13 protein-coding genes are annotated in these 18537 nt (G+C 62.0%); 11 read left to right on the forward strand and 2 right to left on the reverse strand.

The features are described 5' to 3' along the window. The first annotated feature begins 3 nt into the window (after positions 1–3). Positions 4–723, forward strand: a complete 720-nt coding sequence (gene rplA, locus HCO70_RS20390) for a 50S ribosomal protein L1 (RefSeq protein WP_172299640.1) — start codon at positions 4–6, stop codon at positions 721–723. A gap of 222 nt (positions 724–945) precedes the next feature. Next, the gene (locus tag HCO70_RS20395; protein WP_172299642.1) at positions 946–2016 is read left to right on the forward strand and encodes a glycerophosphodiester phosphodiesterase family protein; all 1071 of its coding nucleotides are present in this window, start codon (positions 946–948) and stop codon (positions 2014–2016) included. 42 nt (positions 2017–2058) lie between these two features. Here the strand turns inward: HCO70_RS20395 and HCO70_RS20400 are convergent, their stop codons facing one another. Further along, positions 2059–2823 (reverse strand): YkgJ family cysteine cluster protein, encoded by a 765-nt coding sequence (locus HCO70_RS20400; RefSeq protein ID WP_172299644.1) that lies wholly within the window; start codon positions 2821–2823, stop codon positions 2059–2061. A 439-nt stretch (positions 2824–3262) separates the two neighbouring features. Between HCO70_RS20400 and rplJ the strand changes: the two genes are divergently transcribed. From rplJ to rpoC, 4 genes are all read left to right on the forward strand, one after another. Beyond that, entirely contained in the window at positions 3263–3781 is a 519-nt protein-coding gene (gene rplJ / locus HCO70_RS20405; protein ID WP_172299646.1) for a 50S ribosomal protein L10, read from the forward strand. Positions 3782–3853: 72 nt separating this feature from the next. Beyond that, on the forward strand, positions 3854–4237 hold the full coding sequence (gene rplL, locus HCO70_RS20410) for a 50S ribosomal protein L7/L12 (RefSeq protein WP_172299648.1): 384 nt from the start codon (positions 3854–3856) through the stop codon (positions 4235–4237). Positions 4238–4485: 248 nt separating this feature from the next. Further along, positions 4486–8622: a DNA-directed RNA polymerase subunit beta gene (gene rpoB / locus HCO70_RS20415; protein WP_172299650.1), complete on the forward strand. Its 4137-nt coding sequence runs from the start codon at positions 4486–4488 to the stop codon at positions 8620–8622. A gap of 89 nt (positions 8623–8711) precedes the next feature. Beyond that, positions 8712–12953 carry a DNA-directed RNA polymerase subunit beta' gene (gene rpoC / locus HCO70_RS20420; protein ID WP_172299652.1) on the forward strand — a complete coding sequence of 1414 codons (4242 nt, stop codon included), beginning with the start codon at positions 8712–8714 and terminating at the stop codon, positions 12951–12953. A gap of 83 nt (positions 12954–13036) precedes the next feature. On the opposite strand, the gene HCO70_RS20425 is transcribed toward rpoC, so the two are convergent. After that, on the reverse strand, positions 13037–13996 hold the full coding sequence (locus HCO70_RS20425) for a glycosyltransferase family 2 protein (protein ID WP_253913394.1): 960 nt from the start codon (positions 13994–13996) through the stop codon (positions 13037–13039). 161 nt (positions 13997–14157) lie between these two features. Here HCO70_RS20425 and HCO70_RS20430 point away from each other — a divergent pair, with 161 nt between their 5' ends. The 5 genes from HCO70_RS20430 to HCO70_RS20450 form a co-directional block, all read left to right on the forward strand. After that, positions 14158–15063 carry a DMT family transporter gene (locus HCO70_RS20430; protein ID WP_172299656.1) on the forward strand — a complete coding sequence of 302 codons (906 nt, stop codon included), beginning with the start codon at positions 14158–14160 and terminating at the stop codon, positions 15061–15063. A 278-nt stretch (positions 15064–15341) separates the two neighbouring features. Beyond that, positions 15342–15713: a 30S ribosomal protein S12 gene (rpsL, locus tag HCO70_RS20435; protein WP_025311764.1), complete on the forward strand. Its 372-nt coding sequence runs from the start codon at positions 15342–15344 to the stop codon at positions 15711–15713. 12 nt (positions 15714–15725) lie between these two features. Continuing rightward, the gene (gene rpsG, locus HCO70_RS20440; protein WP_172299658.1) at positions 15726–16196 is read left to right on the forward strand and encodes a 30S ribosomal protein S7; all 471 of its coding nucleotides are present in this window, start codon (positions 15726–15728) and stop codon (positions 16194–16196) included. A gap of 23 nt (positions 16197–16219) precedes the next feature. Continuing rightward, positions 16220–18361 (forward strand): elongation factor G, encoded by a 2142-nt coding sequence (gene fusA / locus HCO70_RS20445; protein WP_172299660.1) that lies wholly within the window; start codon positions 16220–16222, stop codon positions 18359–18361. 83 nt (positions 18362–18444) lie between these two features. Next, a partial coding sequence (locus tag HCO70_RS20450) for a GTP-binding protein (RefSeq protein ID WP_023878051.1) occupies positions 18445–18537 on the forward strand: 93 nt, incomplete at its 3' end.

Genomic DNA, 18537 nt, shown 5'->3' on the forward strand with positions numbered 1-18537 from the left:
GAGATGGCAAAACACGGAAAACGCACCACCGCTGCCCGCGAAGCTTTTGCCGGCAAGGAAAACCTGTCGGTCGAGGAAGCCGTTGCACTGGTTAAGGCGAATGCCACCGCCAAGTTCGACGAGTCGGTCGAGATCGCGATGAACCTGGGCGTCGACCCGCGCCACGCCGATCAGATGGTCCGCGGCACGGTGACCCTGCCCAACGGCACCGGCAAGAATGTCCGCGTCGCCGTCTTCGCCCGTGGCCCGAAAGCCGAGGAAGCGCAGAAGGCCGGGGCCGATATCGTCGGCGCCGAGGACCTGATGGAAACCGTACAGGGCGGCACCATCGAGTTCGACCGCTGCATCGCCACCCCGGACATGATGCCGATCGTCGGCCGTCTGGGTAAGGTGCTGGGCCCGCGCAACCTGATGCCGAACCCGAAAGTCGGCACCGTGACCATGGACGTTGCCGAGGCAGTCAAGGCCGCCAAGGGCGGTCAGGTCCAGTTCAAGGCCGAAAAGGCCGGTGTCGTCCATGCCGGCGTCGGGAAGGCGTCGTTCGACGAAGGCAAGCTGGCCGAGAACGTCCGTGCCTTTGTGGACGCGGTGAACAAGGCGAAGCCGGCGGGCGCCAAGGGAACCTACATGAAGAAGGTCTCGATCAGCTCGACCATGGGTCCGGGTGTGTCGGTGGATGTGATGTCCGCGACCGGCAACGCTCCGGTGGAAGCGGCCGAGTAACGCTTCTTTACTTACAGGACGATTTCAAGCGGGGCCCCTTGGGCCCCGTTTTGCTTTTGGCGGTCGCATTGCGCGTACCCGTGGCCCGTTTTCACGAAACGGTCGTGATAGAGACACCGAACTTTTTCACAAGCTAAATGAATTCGTGACCCTAACGGATCACGCTGGGGCAGCGGTGTCGTGGGGGCATCGTATTCCATCCAAAAGCATCAGGACCCAGCCATGCGATCCGTACTTTTCCTGTCGGCCTTCGCGCTGACCGCTCTGCCGCTGTCTGCGGCGGCGACCACTTATAGCACCCTCGACGGCACCGCACCCGAAGTCATCGCGCACCGTGGCGCCAGCGGCTACCAGCCGGAACACACGCTGGCTTCCTATGAACTGGCCGCACTGATGGGCGCCGATTACATCGAGCCCGACGTGGTGATCACCAAAGACGGTGTCGCCATCGCGATGCACGACACGACGCTGACCCGCACCACCAACGTGGAAGACGTGTTCCCGGGCCGGGCCAGCTATGAAGCGTCGGAGTTCACGCTGGCGGAGATCCGGTCGCTAACCGTGGATATCACCCCGGCGCACCAACTCAGCGATAGCTCGATCCCGGGCTACGTGCCCTCGACGGGGACGCCTTACCTGGTGCCGACGCTGCAGGAAGTCGTGGATTTCGTCATCGACTTCAACGCGAAGAATGGCACCAATATCGGGCTTTACCCGGAACTGAAGACAGCAGACGACGCGCTGAACCGGATCATTGTGGAGACGCTGATTGCCGCCGGGTTCGACGGCCCGGAGGACAAGGTGTTCATTCAGAGCTTCGACCTGCAGACGCTGCAGGACGTGAAGGCGATCCAGGAGGAACTGGGATCCGACATTCCGCAGGTGGCACTGGGCGCGGCGCAGATGGTGAATGGCGTGGCCTATCTGATCCGGTCGCTTACAGAGGGGACGGCGCTGGACGCGATCGTCGATTTCGTCGACGCTGTGGGCCCGAGCCTTCTGTCACTGCCAGCGCTTGGGATCGGAGTGACGCAGGAATACGTGGATTATGCCCACAACCTGGATCTGCTGGTGCATCCCTACACGTTCAACACCTGGGATTCGGATGCGGCTTATTCCGAGTTCGAACCCTATTTTGATATGGGGATCGACGGGTTCTTCACCAATTACACCGATGTCGCGATCGCGGCGATCGAGACCTACGGGCCGGAACCGTCGCCGGTGCCGCTGCCGGCCACGGCGCTGCTGTTGTTGAGCGGGATCGGCCTGATTGCGATGCGCCGGCGCGGCTAGTCGGTTCGGAAACGGGTAACGCGCCGTTTCGGTGCGTTGCCGTCAACCGCGTCCGACCGCGGCCCGCGCGGCGTCGCGGCAAGCGTCTTCCAGGGCGCCGGGCTTGTGACGAGCGGCGTCGAGGCTGTCCCCGGCCGTTTCGCCGTCGACCGCGCCGCTGGCGATGCGGGACATGGAATAGGTTGCGACCCGGGAGATGCCTTTCAGCGTTTCACGCGCCAGCGCGTGGAGCGCGAGGTAGTCGAGGTGGGTGCCGAGAAGGCCGGCCCCCTTTGCCTCGCCGCCCTCGGAATTGATCCGGCAGGCCCCGGCATCGGTGGACAGGAACGAGCGGCAGATCATCGGGCGTGCGTCGTAAGCGCGGCAAGCGCGGGTTTCGGGATCGAGCGCGGCGCAGGCGGCTGGATGCCATCCACGGCCGTCGGGCTGGCCGGCGAGTGGCGCGAGCGCGTCATGCAATCGGCGCGCCTCGGTTTCTGTGATGGTGCCACCGTCGCCGCCGGAAAGGATGCAGCAGAACGCGCAGCCGGCGGCGCAGGCGGCATTCTTGACGGCTTCGGGCGGGGTGCGCAGCATCTCGTCGCGCAGTGCCGTGCCGATCTGCCAGGCGGCCCTGCCGGAGGCCATATCGGAAAGGACCTTGGCGGGCGGCAGTCCGTGGCGTTCGGCCGTATCGAGGTAGGCGGCGAGCATCCGGCGGGCGCGGTCTGTGGCGGCGCTGCCGGCACCCTGTGCACGGGCACGCTTGGCACGTGCCTTGAGATCAGCCGGGGTGGCCGCGCGGCGCTTTGCAATTGCGGCACTCATACCTTGTATTTCCTGATGTATGGCAGCATGCGGTGACCGTAGGCTCAAGATGGCCAAAAGGTCCAGCAGCAGCCGTTTGAGTGCCGTATCGGAAGGCGAGCCGTGCAAGTTGCGTAAAATTTGCGCGAGTATCGTGACAAGCTGAACGGAATTCACTTTCTGCTCTTCACATTTCTGGAAGAACCTACTAACACCCGCCTTTGTCAGGTCGCCCCGAACTCTCGTGGCGGCCTGATGATTCGTCCGAGACGGTGGGTGGTCCGCCATGATGATGGGCCATAATTCCTGCCTGAGACGGGAAAGAGACAAGATTTCTTCGGACGGCGGTTCCGCCGTGCCGGGGCGACTTGGCCGGACCCGTAAGGACCCGATGCCGGGCATATGTCCGGTAAATTAGGAGCCGGAGGGTCATTTGGCCCTCCATACTTGGAGCAAAACTGTGGATAGAGCCCAGAAAGAGAAAGTGGTCGATGAACTCGGCCAGATCTTCGAAAGCTCTGGCGTCGTGGTGGTAGCACACTACGCGGGTCTCACGGTTGCCGAGATGCAGGACCTGCGCGCACGCATGCGTGATGCGGGTGGGGCCGTTCGCGTCGCCAAGAACAGGCTCGCCAAGATCGCCCTGGAAGGAAAGCCGAACGCTTCGATCGCCGACCTTCTGACGGGTATGACCGTACTCGCCTATTCCGAGGACCCCGTGGCAGCAGCCAAGGTGGCCGAGGACTTCGCCAAGGATAACAAGAAATTCGAGATCCTTGGCGGTGCTATGGGCGAAACGGCTCTGGACCGGGCCGGTGTGGAAGCCGTGTCGAAAATGCCGTCGCGCGAGGAGCTCATCGCTTCCATCGTCGGCTGTCTCGGCGCACCCGCTTCGAACATCGCCGGGGCCATTGGCGCACCTGCTTCGAACATCGCGAGCATCCTCTCGACTATCGAGGAAAAGGCCGAAGCGGCCTGAGGCAAACGGGATATCCGCGCGGGGTTGCAAACCCACGCGTTGGAACACATCTAGGAAAACGGAAACAGACAAATGGCTGATCTGAAGAAACTCGCCGAAGAGATCGTGGGTCTGACCCTGCTCGAGGCCCAGGAACTGAAAACCATCCTCAAAGACGAATACGGCATCGAGCCCGCCGCTGGCGGCGCGGTGATGATGGCCGGTCCGGCTGCTGGTGGCGACGCCGCCGCTGCTGAGGAAGAAAAGACCGAATTCGACGTCATCCTGAAGTCGGCCGGTGCATCCAAGATCAACGTGATCAAGGAAGTCCGCGCGATCACCGGTCTTGGCTTGAAAGAAGCCAAGGATCTGGTCGAAGCCGGTGGCAAGGCCGTCAAAGAAGGCGTGTCGAAAGACGAGGCCGAAGAGATCAAGGGCAAGCTGGAAGCAGCTGGCGCCGAGGTCGAGGTCAAGTAATTCCGCGTCCGGTCCGGTGGGCCGGAAAGCGTATCGAAAATGGCTGGATCCGGGGGATTCCCGGGTCCGGCTATCCGCGTCTCAGGAAGGGCTTCTTGCCCCGGAGCCTTTCCTAAGGTGCGGTGAGTGATCGGGCGGCTGTCGGTGGGACGACGGCCAGGGATAGATCGCTCCGACCTGTTTCCAAGGGCGCGATACCGGGGCCCGACGGTATCTGCGTTTGCGAAGATGAAAGGTGAACTCCTCCCATGGCGTCCAGCTACCTTGGCCAGAAACGTTTGCGTAAATATTACGGGAAGATCCGGGAAGTCCTGGAGATGCCCAACCTCATCGAGGTGCAAAAGTCCAGCTACCAGCTTTTCCTAGATTCCGGCGATGGTGTTGAGCCGGCGAAAGACGAAGGCATTCGTGGCGTCTTTGAATCGGTCTTCCCGATCAAGGATTTCAACGAGACCGCCGTGCTCGAATTCGTGAAGTACGAACTCGAGAAGCCGAAATACGACGTGGAAGAGTGTATGCAGCGCGACATGACCTACAGCGCCCCGCTGAAGGTCACGCTTCGCCTCATCGTGTTCGATGTCGACGAGGACACCGGCGCGAAGTCGGTCAAGGACATCAAGGAACAGGATGTCTTCATGGGCGACATGCCCCTGATGACCCCGAACGGTACGTTCATCGTGAACGGCACCGAGCGCGTTATCGTGTCCCAGATGCATCGCTCGCCGGGCGTGTTCTTTGACCATGACAAGGGCAAGACTCACGCGTCGGGCAAACTGCTGTTTGCCTGCCGGATCATTCCCTACCGCGGATCGTGGCTCGACTTCGAATTCGACGCCAAGGACATCGTGTTCGCCCGGATCGACCGCCGCCGGAAGCTGCCGGTGACGACCCTGCTCTATTCCCTCGGGATGGATCAGGAGGCGATCATGGACGCCTACTACAACACTGTGACCTACACGCTGAAGAAGAACAAAGGCTGGGTGACCAAGTTCTTCCCCGAGCGCGTACGCGGCACTCGTCCGCCGTTCGACCTGGTCGACGCGGCCACTGGCGAGGTGATTGCCGAAGCCGGCAAGAAAGTGACCCCGCGTGCGGTGAAGAAGATCATCGACGAGGGCAAGATCACCGAGTTGCTGGTTCCGTTCGAGAATGTCGTCGGCAAGTACGCCGCAAAAGACATGATCAACGAGGAAACCGGTGCGATCTATGTCGAGGCCGGTGACGAACTGACCTGGGAAACCGACAAGGACGGCGACGTGACCGGCGGTACCCTTAAGGAACTGCTGGACGCGGGGATCACCGAGGTTCCGGTTCTGGACATCGATAACGTCAATGTCGGTCCGTACATGCGCAACACCATGGCGCAGGACAAGAACATGGACCGCGGCTCGGCGCTGATGGACATCTACCGGGTCATGCGCCCGGGCGAGCCGCCTACCGTCGAAGCTGCGTCGACCCTGTTCGACACACTTTTCTTCGACAGCGAGCGCTATGACCTCTCTGCCGTGGGCCGGGTAAAGATGAACATGCGCCTGGCGCTCGACGCGCCGGACACGCAGCGAACCCTGCGCAAAGAAGATATCGTCTCGTGCATCAAGGCGCTGGTTGACCTGCGGGACGGCCGCGGCGAGATCGACGACATCGACCACCTCGGCAACCGTCGAGTGCGCTCGGTTGGCGAACTGATGGAGAACCAGTACCGCGTCGGTCTGCTGCGGATGGAGCGCGCGATCAAGGAGCGCATGTCGTCGGTCGAAATCGACACCGTCATGCCGCAGGACCTGATCAATGCGAAACCGGCCGCCGCCGCCGTGCGTGAGTTCTTCGGCTCGTCGCAGCTGTCGCAGTTCATGGACCAGACCAACCCGCTGTCGGAGGTTACCCACAAGCGGCGCCTGTCGGCGCTTGGACCGGGCGGCCTTACTCGCGAGCGTGCCGGCTTCGAAGTGCGCGACGTGCACCCGACCCACTATGGCCGGATGTGCCCGATCGAAACGCCGGAAGGTCCGAACATCGGTCTGATCAACTCGCTGGCCACTTTTGCCCGCGTGAACAAGTACGGCTTCATCGAGACTCCCTACCGCGTAGTCAAGGAAGCCCAGGTGACGGACGAAGTGCACTACATGTCCGCCACTGAGGAAATGCGGCACACTGTGGCGCAGGCGAACGCGTCGCTGGACGACAGCGGTAAGTTCACCAATGAGATGGTCAACACCCGCCAGTCGGGCGAATACACGCTGGCCCCGGTGGAAAGTGTCGACCTGATCGACGTATCGCCGAAGCAGCTGGTGTCGGTCGCGGCGTCGCTGATCCCGTTCCTTGAGAACGATGACGCGAACCGCGCGCTGATGGGCTCGAACATGCAGCGGCAGGCGGTGCCTCTTCTGCAGGCGGATGCACCGTTCGTTGGTACCGGCATCGAGGGCAAGGTTGCCATCGACTCGGGCGCCGCGATTCAGGCACGCCGTGCGGGTGTCATCGACCAGGTCGACGCGCAGCGGATCGTTATCCGTGCGACGGAAGAGCTGGAGCCTGGCGATCCGGGCGTGGACATCTATCGACTGCGCAAGTTCCAGCGGTCGAACCAGAACACCTGTATCAACCAGCGTCCGCTGGTGAAGGTGGGTGACACGGTTCTGAAGTCGGAAGTGATCGCGGACGGTCCGTCGACGGAGCTTGGCGAGCTGGCGCTTGGCAAGAACGTGGTCGTCGCCTTCATGCCGTGGAACGGTTACAACTACGAGGACTCGATCCTGATTTCCGAGCGCATCGTGCGCGACGACGTCTTCACCTCGATCCATATCGAGGAATTCGAAGTCGCCGCCCGCGACACGAAGCTCGGGCCGGAAGAGATCACCCGCGACATTCCGAATGTCGGCGAGGAAGCCCTGCGCAACCTCGACGAGGCGGGTATCGTCTATATCGGTGCCGAAGTGGGGCCGGGCGACATTTTGGTCGGGAAGATCACGCCGAAGGGTGAATCGCCGATGACGCCGGAGGAAAAGCTCCTGCGTGCGATCTTCGGCGAGAAGGCTTCGGACGTCCGCGATACCTCGCTGCGGCTGCCGCCGGGCGATTTCGGGACCATCGTGGAAGTGCGGGTCTTCAACCGTCATGGTGTCGAGAAGGACGAGCGGGCGCTGCAGATCGAGCGCGAGGAAGTGGAACGTCTGGCCCGTGACCGGGACGACGAGTTGCACATCCTTGAGCGCAACATCTACGCGCGTCTGAAGGGCATGATCCTTGGCAAGACCGCAGTGAAGGGTCCGAAGGGCGTGAAGCCGGGTTCCGAGATCAACGAGGAACTGCTCGAGATGCTCTCGCGCGGTCAGTGGTGGCAGCTCGCCCTGAGCGACGACACCGAGGCCGCTCAGGTCGAAGCGCTGAACGCACAGTTCGAAGCCCAGAAGCGTGCGCTTGACGCCCGCTTTGAGGACAAGGTCGAGAAGGTGCGCCGCGGCGACGATCTGCCCCCGGGTGTGATGAAGATGGTCAAAGTCTTCGTGGCTGTTAAGCGCAAGCTGCAGCCGGGCGACAAGATGGCCGGCCGTCACGGCAACAAGGGCGTCATCTCCAAGGTCGTGCCGATCGAGGACATGCCGTTCCTCGGCGACGGGACCCCTGTCGACTTCGTGCTGAACCCGCTGGGTGTGCCGTCGCGGATGAACGTCGGCCAGATCCTCGAGACCCACATGGGCTGGGCCGCGCGCGGTCTGGGCGAGCAGATCGGCGAGGCGCTGGGCGAGTACCGGCGCAAGGGCGACCTGACCCCGGTCAAGGAAGCCATGCGCATCGCCTATGGCGAAGACGCCTGGGAAGAGGGCATCGCGGAAATGAACGATGACCAGCTGATCGAAGCTGCGTCGAACGTGACCCGCGGCGTTCCTATTGCCACGCCGGTCTTCGACGGTGCCAAGGAAGCTGACGTCAACGACGCGCTGAAGCGGGCCGGTTTCAATGAAAGCGGCCAGTCGGATCTGTTCGATGGGCGGACGGGCGAGAAATTCGCGCGTCCGGTGACAGTGGGGGTCAAATACCTGCTGAAACTGCACCACCTAGTCGACGACAAGATCCACGCGCGTTCGACCGGTCCATACAGCCTTGTTACCCAGCAGCCGCTGGGTGGTAAGGCGCAGTTCGGCGGTCAGCGTTTCGGGGAGATGGAGGTCTGGGCGCTGGAAGCGTATGGCGCCGCCTACACCCTGCAGGAAATGCTGACGGTGAAGTCGGACGACGTGGCCGGCCGGACCAAGGTCTACGAGTCGATCGTCAAGGGCGAGGACAACTTCGAAGCGGGCGTTCCCGAGAGCTTCAATGTGCTCGTTAAGGAAGTCCGCGGCCTCGGCCTGAACATGGAACTCCTGGACGCGGAGGGTGAGGAATAACGGGACGAGCGCCTTCGATGGCGCTTGGCAGGGCGCTTTGACGCGCCTTGCTCCCGGCCTGACCCAACGCCCCTGAATAGGAATTCGAGATGAACCAGGAACTGACCACCAACCCGTTCAACCCGCTTACGCCGCCGAAGACCTTCGACGAGATTAAGATCTCGCTGGCTTCGCCGGAGCGGATCCTGTCTTGGTCCTACGGTGAGATCAAGAAACCGGAGACGATCAACTACCGCACGTTCAAGCCCGAGCGGGATGGCCTGTTCTGCGCCCGTATCTTCGGGCCGATCAAGGACTATGAGTGCCTTTGCGGCAAATACAAGCGGATGAAGTATCGCGGCGTCGTCTGCGAGAAATGCGGTGTGGAAGTCACGCTGCAGAAGGTCCGCCGCGAGCGCATGGGCCATATCGAACTGGCCGCGCCGGTTGCGCATATCTGGTTCCTGAAGTCTTTGCCGTCCCGCATCGGTCTGATGCTGGACATGACGCTGCGCGATCTGGAACGCATCCTGTACTTCGAGAACTACGTGGTGATCGAACCGGGCCTCACTGACCTGCAATACGGCCAGTTGATGACCGAAGAAGAGTACATGGACGCGCAGGACGCCTATGGCATGGACGCCTTCACGGCGAACATCGGTGCCGAGGCGATCCGCGAGATGCTGGCTGCGATCGACCTGGAGTCGGAAGCCGAGCAGCTGCGTGCCGACCTGGCCGAGGCGACCGGTGAACTGAAGCCTAAGAAGATCATCAAACGGCTTAAGATCGTCGAAAGCTTCCTCGAGTCCGGCAACCGCCCGGAATGGATGGTGATGACCGTTATTCCGGTCATTCCGCCGGAACTGCGTCCGCTGGTGCCGCTGGATGGCGGCCGCTTCGCGACTTCGGACCTGAACGACCTGTACCGCCGGGTTATTAACCGGAACAACCGCCTGAAACGGCTGATCGAGCTGCGCGCGCCGGACATTATCATCCGGAACGAAAAGCGGATGCTGCAGGAATCGGTCGATGCGCTGTTTGACAACGGCCGCCGCGGCCGCGTCATCACGGGTGCCAACAAGCGCCCGCTGAAGTCGCTGTCCGACATGCTGAAAGGCAAGCAGGGTCGCTTCCGTCAGAACCTTCTGGGGAAACGGGTCGACTTCTCGGGCCGTTCGGTCATCGTGACCGGTCCCGAGCTGAAGCTGCACCAGTGCGGCCTGCCGAAGAAGATGGCGTTGGAGCTGTTCAAGCCGTTCATCTACTCGCGGCTTGAGGCGAAGGGCCTGTCCTCGACGGTCAAACAGGCGAAGAAGCTGGTCGAGAAAGAGCGCCCGGAAGTCTGGGATATTCTCGACGAGGTGATCCGCGAGCACCCGGTTCTTTTGAACCGTGCGCCGACGCTGCACCGGTTGGGCATCCAGGCTTTCGAACCCACGCTGATCGAAGGCAAGGCGATCCAGTTGCACCCGCTCGTCTGTTCGGCCTTCAACGCCGACTTCGACGGGGACCAGATGGCTGTTCACGTGCCGCTTTCGCTGGAAGCCCAGCTGGAAGCCCGCGTGCTGATGATGTCGACGAACAACGTTCTGTCGCCGGCTAACGGCGCGCCGATCATCGTTCCTTCGCAGGATATGATCCTGGGTCTGTACTACATCTCGATGCAGCGCGAAGGCATGAAGGGCGAAGGCATGGTCTTTGCTGATGCCGACGAGGTGCAGCACGCGCTTGATGCGGGTGAGGTTCACCTGCACGCCAAGATCACAGCGCGGGTGAAGCAGATCGACGAGACCGGACAGGAAGTCTGGGAGCGGTTCGAAACCACCCCGGGCCGCGTGAAGCTCGGCGCGCTGTTGCCGCTGAACGCCAAGGCACCGTTCGAACTGGTGAACCGCCTTCTGCGGAAGAAGGAAGTTCAGCAGGTTATCGACACCGTCTACCGCTATTGCGGTCAGAAGGAATCGGTCATCTTCTGTGACCAGATCATGTCGACCGGCTTCAAGGAAGCGTTCAAGGCCGGCATCTCCTTCGGCAAGGACGACATGCTGATCCCCGACACCAAGTGGGGCATCGTGAACGGCGTCCGCGAGCAGGTGAAAGAGTTCGAACAGCAGTACATGGACGGCCTGATCACCCAGGGCGAAAAGTACAACAAAGTGGTCGATGCCTGGTCGAAATGTTCCGACCAGGTGGCGGACGCGATGATGGGCGAGATTTCCGCCGTCCGGTACGACGATGCCGGCGCGGAGCTTGAGCCGAACTCGGTCTACATGATGTCGCACTCTGGTGCGCGTGGTTCGCCGGCGCAGATGAAGCAGCTGGGCGGGATGCGCGGGCTGATGGCGAAACCGTCGGGCGAGATTATCGAAACGCCGATCATCTCGAACTTCAAGGAAGGCCTGACCGTGCTGGAGTACTTCAACTCCACCCACGGCGCCCGGAAAGGTCTGGCCGACACCGCTCTGAAGACGGCGAACTCGGGTTACCTGACCCGTCGTCTTGTGGATGTGGCGCAGGACTGCATCGTCCGCGAGCACGACTGCGGCACCGACCGGTCGATCACTGCCGAGGCAGCCGTCAACGACGGTGAGATCGTCGCCTCGCTGGCCGAGCGTATCTTGGGCCGTGTCGCGGCCGAAGACGTCATGAACCCGGGAACCGACGAGGTGATCGTGGCATGTGGTGAGCTGATCGACGAGCGCAAGGCCGATGCGGTTGAAGCCGCGGGCATCGCCGCCGTGCGGATGCGTTCGCCGCTGACTTGCGACTCGGAAGAGGGCGTATGCGCTATGTGCTACGGCCGCGACCTGGCGCGCGGCACGATGGTGAACCAAGGCGAAGCCGTGGGCATCATCGCGGCGCAGTCGATCGGTGAACCAGGCACGCAGCTGACGATGCGGACATTCCACATCGGCGGTATCGCGCAGGGTGGCCAGCAGTCGTTTCTCGAGGCGTCGTCCGACGGCAAGGTGGAGTTCCGCAACGCGAACATCCTTACCAACGCCGCCGGCGAGCAGATCGTGGTTGGCCGTAACATGACGCTGGCGATCATGGACGAGAATGGCACCGAACGGGCTAGCCACAAGCTGGGCTATGGCACCAAGGTGTTCCCGGAGGATGGCGCGACCGTCAATCGAGGTGACAAGCTGATCGAGTGGGACCCCTATACCCTGCCGATCATCGCCGAGAAGGACGGCTCCGTCCGCTTCGTCGACCTGATTGCGGGCATCTCTGTCCGCGAGGATACCGACGAGGCGACCGGCATGACCCAGCGGATCGTATCCGACTGGCGTGCCGCGCCGAAGGGCAACGAGCTGAAGCCGGAGATCATCCTGGTCGGCGACGATGGCGAGCCGGTCCGCAACGATGCGGGCAACCCTGTGACCTATCCGATGTCGGTGGACGCGATCCTTTCGGTCGAAGATGGCTCGAATGTTCAGGCCGGCGACGTCGTCGCGCGGATCCCGCGCGAGGGCGCCAAGACCAAGGACATCACCGGCGGTCTGCCGCGGGTGGCGGAACTGTTCGAAGCGCGCCGTCCGAAAGACCACGCGATCATCGCCGAGATCGACGGCTACGTACGGTTCGGGCGCGACTACAAGAACAAGCGCCGGATCACGATCGAGCCAGCGGACGAGTCGATGGAGCCCGTCGAGTACATGGTGCCGAAAGGCAAGCATATCCCGGTGGTCGAAGGCGACTTCGTCCAGAAGGGTGACTACATCATGGACGGCAACCCGGCGCCGCATGACATCCTGTCGATCATGGGTGTCGAGGCACTGGCCGATTACATGATCAACGAAGTGCAGGACGTGTACCGGCTGCAGGGCGTGAAGATCAACGACAAGCACATCGAGGTGATCGTTCGCCAGATGCTGCAGAAATGGGAGATCCTCGATTCCGGCGACACCACGCTTCTGAAAGGCGAGCATGTCGACAAGGTCGAATTCGATGAAGCCAACGCGAAGGCCGAGTCGAAAGGCGGCCGTCCGGCACAGGGCGAGCCGATCCTGCTGGGGATCACCAAGGCCTCGCTGCAGACCCGGTCGTTTATCTCGGCGGCGTCTTTCCAGGAGACCACGCGCGTGCTGACCGAAGCCTCGGTTCAGGGCAAGCGGGACAAGCTGGTGGGCCTGAAGGAGAACGTCATCGTCGGCCGGCTGATCCCTGCAGGGACCGGTGGCGCGACCCAGAAGGTGCGGCGCATCGCGCAGGAGCGCGACGCGGCGGTCATCGAGGCCGCCCGTGCCGAAGCCGAAGCCGCGGCGGCTCTGGCCGCTCCAGTAGAGGACTTCATGTCGGAAGATCACTTCGACGCCGGTCTGGTGGAGACGCCGGAAAGCCGCGAGTGATCTCGACTTTCCCCTGATATGCAGGAGCCCCGCCTTGGCGGGGCTCTTTGCGTTTCGAGGGTTGAATTCGCGCCGTCGGCGCGTCAATTCATCGAGCCGGCAAGTTCCATGTGCCGCTGAAAGCGCGGGTCATCTTCGGCGGGCTGTCCGGCTGCATGAGCGAGGCGCGTAACATAATCGGCGCAGCACAAGTGGTGCAGTCGCGCTATGCCTGGCAAGGCCATTGCCTGGGCGTGGAGAGCGGCGAATTGCTGCGTATAGCGTAGGGCGGAGATATCGGTGTCTTCGTTCCGGTCGTATCTGACGAGGAAGTCATCGGTGTATCGGTCGCGCCTGGCGGCGGGGCTGGGTGTGCCGCGCTTCAGCGCGAAGCTTTCCGGCGAGCGGATCATATAGTGGTTCATCTGTGCCGCCGCGTGCGTGACGCGATCGGGATGCGTCGCCATCTGCTCACCTTGCCGAGGATCGTAGCGCGAAAGGTTACGCCCTTCGCTGTCGATCCAGCGGTTCGCTCCCTTGCCCCAGTCGCCGTCGAAGCCGATTGGGCTGTGCATGCCGAAGCGCCGAAACTCCAGAGGATGCCGGATCAGTGACTTGAAGGAGGTGTTGGCGGGATGGTGGGCTTCGGCACAGCGGGTGAATGTGCGGTGTTGGAGCGTGTCATGCCATTCGGACTCGCCACTGCTGCCAAAGACTTTCCAGTGAAAGGCGATACCGTGGAAACGTTCGGGTGCGTCGTTGAGAAAGCCGGGAATTGTGCCGTCGCCGTCGTGGATTACGAGGAATTCGTCGACATCACAGATCAATAGCCAGTCATGGCTGGCGACACTAGGGTGATTGCGGAAGGCGGCATGAGCGGAGCGCTTTGGTGGCGTGCCCGGCGGCGGGGAGTGGGTGATATGTGTTAGCCAGCCGGCTTGTTGCAGCAGATCCAGAAGCTGCGGTGAGTGGTCGGTGCAGTCATTGGTGGCGACCAGGAGGTCGAAGCCGAGCATCCTGTACCAGGTGACCCATTCAACGAGAAAGGCGCCTTCGTTGCGCATTGCCGCGGCGACGAGAAAGGCGCTGTCAGTGCGCATGCGGGGCCGGTCCGGTTCTTGCCATTCCATAGCAGATAGCGCGTCGGCCCGGGGCAAGTCTACCACTGGCCGATCCTGTCGAAGCCGCTGGCGCAGCCCGAAATTCGCTGCTACGGGCCGTCGCCATGGCAGCGATGTCGGACAACCTGCGCGGCTCCATGCTGATGGCCGCGTCGATGGCGAGCTTCACCATCAACGACGCCTGCATGAAGGCGACGAGCGACGAGCTTCCGATGTTCCAGGCGCTTTTCCTGCGCGGAGTCTCGACCTCGCTGCTGATGTTGGTGCTGGCCTGGATGCTGGGCGGGCTGAGCCTTCGGTTTTCGAGCCGCGACTGGATGCTGATCCTGATGCGGAACGTGACCGAGATCGGCGCCGCATATTTCTTTCTGTCGGCGTTGTTCAATATGCCGCTCGCCAATGCCTCGGCGATCATGCAGGCGCTGCCCCTGTCGGTGACACTGGCGGGTGCGGTGTTCATGGGCGAGGTCGTGGGATGGCGGCGGCTGAGCGCGATCATGTTCGGGTTCATCGGGGTGATGCTGATCGTGCGGCCAGGGGCGGAGGGGTTCAGCGTCTATTCCCTTTATGCGCTGGTTGCGGTGACGCTGGTAACCGCGCGCGACATCATTTCCCGCAAGCTGTCGGCTCTCGTGCCGTCGATGACGGTGGCACTGTTCAACGCGGTGTCGGTGATGGTTTTCTTCGGGCTGGCGTCGATCTTCATCGATTGGGCTCCGCTGTCAGGCAAGGCAGCGGCGCAGCTGGGGCTGGCATCGGTCCTGATTATCGGCGGCTACCTGTTCAGCGTCTCGGCGATGCGGGTCGGTGAAATCGCCGTCGTGGCTCCGTTTCGATATACCAGCCTGCTCTGGGCGCTGCTTCTGGGTTTTGTCGTATTCGGCGATTGGCCGGAGCCGTTAACTTTGTTGGGCGCAGGTATTGTAGTTGCGACCGGCGTATATACATTCTACCGCGAGCGACGGCTTCGACGTCCGCAATTTCCGCCAAAGACACTGAGAATCCGCTGATCGGGCAGGGTACGGCTGGAAGGATTGCCAAGCTGTTGACAAGGGTCGGGACTCACCCTATACGGCGCCCACTCGGGCGGAGGCATACCGCCTGTCACAGAACTGAAGTGGTCATGATCCGGGCCAGACGCCCCGATCCTCTGTAAACCCACCGCGTCGTTCCCGCGAACGGGGACGGGTGCGGTTTTCGTGTTTTGCGGACGCGCGAGACACGGCCATCGAAACCGGGGACGCGCGCCCCATGAGACATAGTGTTGCAACACGGGGAATGAACCGGAATGCCAACGATCCAACAGCTGATCCGCAAGCCGCGGCAGCCTAAAGTAAAACGATCCAAGTCGCAGCACTTGGAAAGCTGCCCGCAAAAGCGTGGCGTCTGCACGCGCGTCTACACGACGACGCCGAAGAAGCCGAACTCGGCCATGCGGAAGGTTGCCAAGGTGCGCCTGACCAACGGTTATGAGGTGATCAGCTACATCCCCGGTGAAAGCCACAACCTGCAGGAGCACTCGGTGGTCCTGATTCGCGGCGGCCGGGTGAAAGACCTTCCGGGTGTCCGCTACCACATCCTGCGCGGTGTGCTTGATACCCAGGGCGTCAAGGACCGTAAGCAGCGCCGCTCGAAATACGGCGCCAAGAAGCCGAAATAAGAGGATTTACCGATGTCCCGCCGTCACGCTGCTGAAAAACGCGAGATCCTGCCCGACGCCAAGTATGGCGACCGCGTTCTGACGAAGTTCATGAACAACCTGATGATCGACGGCAAGAAGTCCGTCGCCGAGAGCATCGTCTACAATGCTTTCGACCGGGTTGAGGGCCGCCTGAAGAAAGCGCCGGTGGAGGTGTTCCACGAGGCGCTCGACAACATCAAGCCTTCGGTCGAGGTCCGCTCCCGCCGGGTCGGCGGCGCCACCTACCAGGTGCCGGTCGAAGTGCGCCCAGAGCGCCGTGAAGCGCTTGCAATCCGCTGGCTGATCAACGCCTCGCGCGCCCGCAACGAAAACACCATGGAAGAACGCCTCGCCGGTGAGCTGCTCGATGCCGTCAATGGCCGCGGCGCCGCCGTTAAGAAGCGCGAAGACACCCACAAGATGGCCGACGCCAACAAAGCGTTCAGCCACTACCGCTGGTAATTCAGATCTAAAGGCACCCTCTCATGGCACGCGAATATTCCCTCGGCCGGTACCGTAACTTCGGTATTATGGCGCATATCGACGCTGGCAAGACCACGACGACCGAGCGGATCCTCTACTACACCGGCAAGTCCCACAAGATCGGCGAAGTCCACGACGGCGCCGCGACCATGGACTGGATGGAGCAGGAGCAGGAACGCGGGATCACCATTACTTCGGCTGCGACGACCACTTTCTGGTTCCGCACCGAGGATGGTAAGAACCCGACCGGCATCTACGGCGACACGCCGGAAGAAGCCCGGTTCCGCTTCAACATCATCGACACTCCCGGCCACGTTGACTTCACCATCGAAGTCGAGCGTTCGCTTGCCGTGCTCGACGGCGCCGTCTGCGTTCTGGATGCCAACGCCGGCGTCGAACCGCAGACCGAAACCGTCTGGCGCCAGGCCGATCGCTACAAGGTTCCGCGCGTCGTCTTCGTCAACAAGATGGACAAGATCGGCGCCGATTTCGACAACTGCGTCAAAATGATCAAGGACCGCACCGGTGCCATCCCGGCCCCGATCCAGTTCCCGATTGGCGCGGAAGACCAGCTGGAAGGCATCGTCGACCTCGTCACCATGAAGGAATGGGTGTGGAAAGGCGAAGACCTGGGCGCATCTTGGGTCATTACCGACATCCGCGACGAGCTGAAAGACAAGGCCGAGTCCATGCGTGCCGAGCTTGTCGAGATCGCTGTCGAGATGGACGACGACGCGATGGAGAAATACCTGGAAGGCGAAGAGCCAGACGAGGCCACCCTGCGGTCACTGATCCGCAAGGGCACGCTGTCGCTGTCCTTTGTTCCGGTTATGGCCGGCTCGGCGTTCAAGAACAAAGGCGTTCAGCCCATGCTCAACGCCGTGATCGACTATCTGCCGGGTCCACTCGACGTGCCGCCCTACATGGGCTTCGCGCCGGACGACGAAACGGAAACGCGGAACATCGAGCGCAAGGCCGATGACAACGCACCGTTCTCGGGCCTGGCGTTCAAGATCATGAACGACCCGTTCGTCGGTTCGCTGACCTTCACCCGGATCTATTCCGGCACCATGAAGAAGGGCGACTCGATCCTGAACTCGACCAAAGGCAAGAAAGAGCGCATCGGCCGTATGATGATGATGCACTCCAACAACCGGGAAGAGATCGAGGAAGCGTTCGCGGGCGACATCATCGCGCTGGCCGGTCTGAAAGAGACCACCACCGGTGACACGCTTTGCGACGCGCAGAAGCCGCTGGTTCTGGAAACCATGACCTTCCCCGATCCGGTGATCGAGATCGCGGTGGAGCCGAAGACGAAAGCCGACCAGGAGAAAATGTCTCAGGGCCTGCAACGTCTGGCAGCCGAGGACCCGTCCTTCCGCGTCGAGACCGACCTGGAATCGGGCCAGACCATCATGAAGGGCATGGGCGAACTTCACCTCGACATCCTGGTCGACCGCCTGAAGCGGGAGTTCAAGGTCGAGGCCAACATCGGTGCGCCGCAGGTGGCCTATCGCGAGACCATCTCGAAAGAGGTCGAGCACACCTACACCCACAAGAAACAGTCGGGTGGTTCGGGTCAGTTCGCCGAGGTCAAGCTCGTCATTACCCCGACCGAGCCGGGCGAAGGTTACTCTTTCGAAAGCCGTATCGTCGGTGGTGCCGTGCCGAAGGAATACATCCCGGGCGTGGAAAAGGGCATCAAGTCGGTCATGGACTCCGGCCCGCTGGCTGGTTTCCCGGTCATCGACTTCAAGGTCGCGCTGATCGACGGTAAGTTCCACGACGTTGACTCCAGCGTTCTGGCCTTTGAAATCGCTGCCCGTATGGGTATGCGTGAAGGCATGCGGAAAGCCGGCGCCAAGCTGCTGGAACCGATCATGAAGGTCGAAGTTGTGACGCCGGAAGAATACACCGGCAACATCATCGGCGATCTGACCTCTCGCCGGGGTCAGGTGCAGGGGCAGGAGAACCGCGGCAATGCGATCGCGATCAACTGCTTCGTGCCGCTGGCGAACATGTTCGGCTATATCAACAACCTGCGTTCGATGTCCTCGGGCCGGGCGAACTTCACCATGCAGTTCGACCACTACGAACCGGTGCCGCAGAACATCAGCGACGAAATCCAGGCGAAATACGCTTAATCGGGATGGCGGGGTGAACTCCGCCCTACCCACTCACCGTAGGGCGGGGCCCACCCCGCCGCCCCGACAAAGAGGAGGCCATTATGGCAAAGGCAAAGTTTGAACGTACGAAACCGCACGTGAACATCGGGACGATCGGGCACGTTGACCACGGCAAGACGACGCTGACGGCTGCG

This window comes from Pseudoruegeria sp. HB172150, assembly GCF_013184805.1.
Classification (GTDB): Bacteria; Pseudomonadota; Alphaproteobacteria; order Rhodobacterales; family Rhodobacteraceae; genus Psychromarinibacter.

Excerpts from the sequence above, each read along its gene's own strand:
- fusA (WP_172299660.1), top strand. The coding sequence starts at position 16,220 with ATGGCACGCGAATATTCCCTCGGCCGGTACCGTAACTTCGGTATTATG.
- rplA (WP_172299640.1), top strand. The coding sequence starts at position 4 with ATGGCAAAACACGGAAAACGCACCACCGCTGCCCGCGAAGCTTTTGCC.
- HCO70_RS20395 (WP_172299642.1), top strand. The coding sequence starts at position 946 with ATGCGATCCGTACTTTTCCTGTCGGCCTTCGCGCTGACCGCTCTGCCG.
- HCO70_RS20425 (WP_253913394.1), bottom strand. The coding sequence starts at position 13,996 with ATGCGCAACGAAGGCGCCTTTCTCGTTGAATGGGTCACCTGGTACAGG.
- rpsG (WP_172299658.1), top strand. The coding sequence starts at position 15,726 with ATGTCCCGCCGTCACGCTGCTGAAAAACGCGAGATCCTGCCCGACGCC.
- rplL (WP_172299648.1), top strand. The coding sequence starts at position 3,854 with ATGGCTGATCTGAAGAAACTCGCCGAAGAGATCGTGGGTCTGACCCTG.
- rpoC (WP_172299652.1), top strand. The coding sequence starts at position 8,712 with ATGAACCAGGAACTGACCACCAACCCGTTCAACCCGCTTACGCCGCCG.
- HCO70_RS20400 (WP_172299644.1), bottom strand. The coding sequence starts at position 2,823 with ATGAGTGCCGCAATTGCAAAGCGCCGCGCGGCCACCCCGGCTGATCTC.
- rpoB (WP_172299650.1), top strand. The coding sequence starts at position 4,486 with ATGGCGTCCAGCTACCTTGGCCAGAAACGTTTGCGTAAATATTACGGG.
- rpsL (WP_025311764.1), top strand. The coding sequence starts at position 15,342 with ATGCCAACGATCCAACAGCTGATCCGCAAGCCGCGGCAGCCTAAAGTA.
- HCO70_RS20430 (WP_172299656.1), top strand. The coding sequence starts at position 14,158 with ATGGCAGCGATGTCGGACAACCTGCGCGGCTCCATGCTGATGGCCGCG.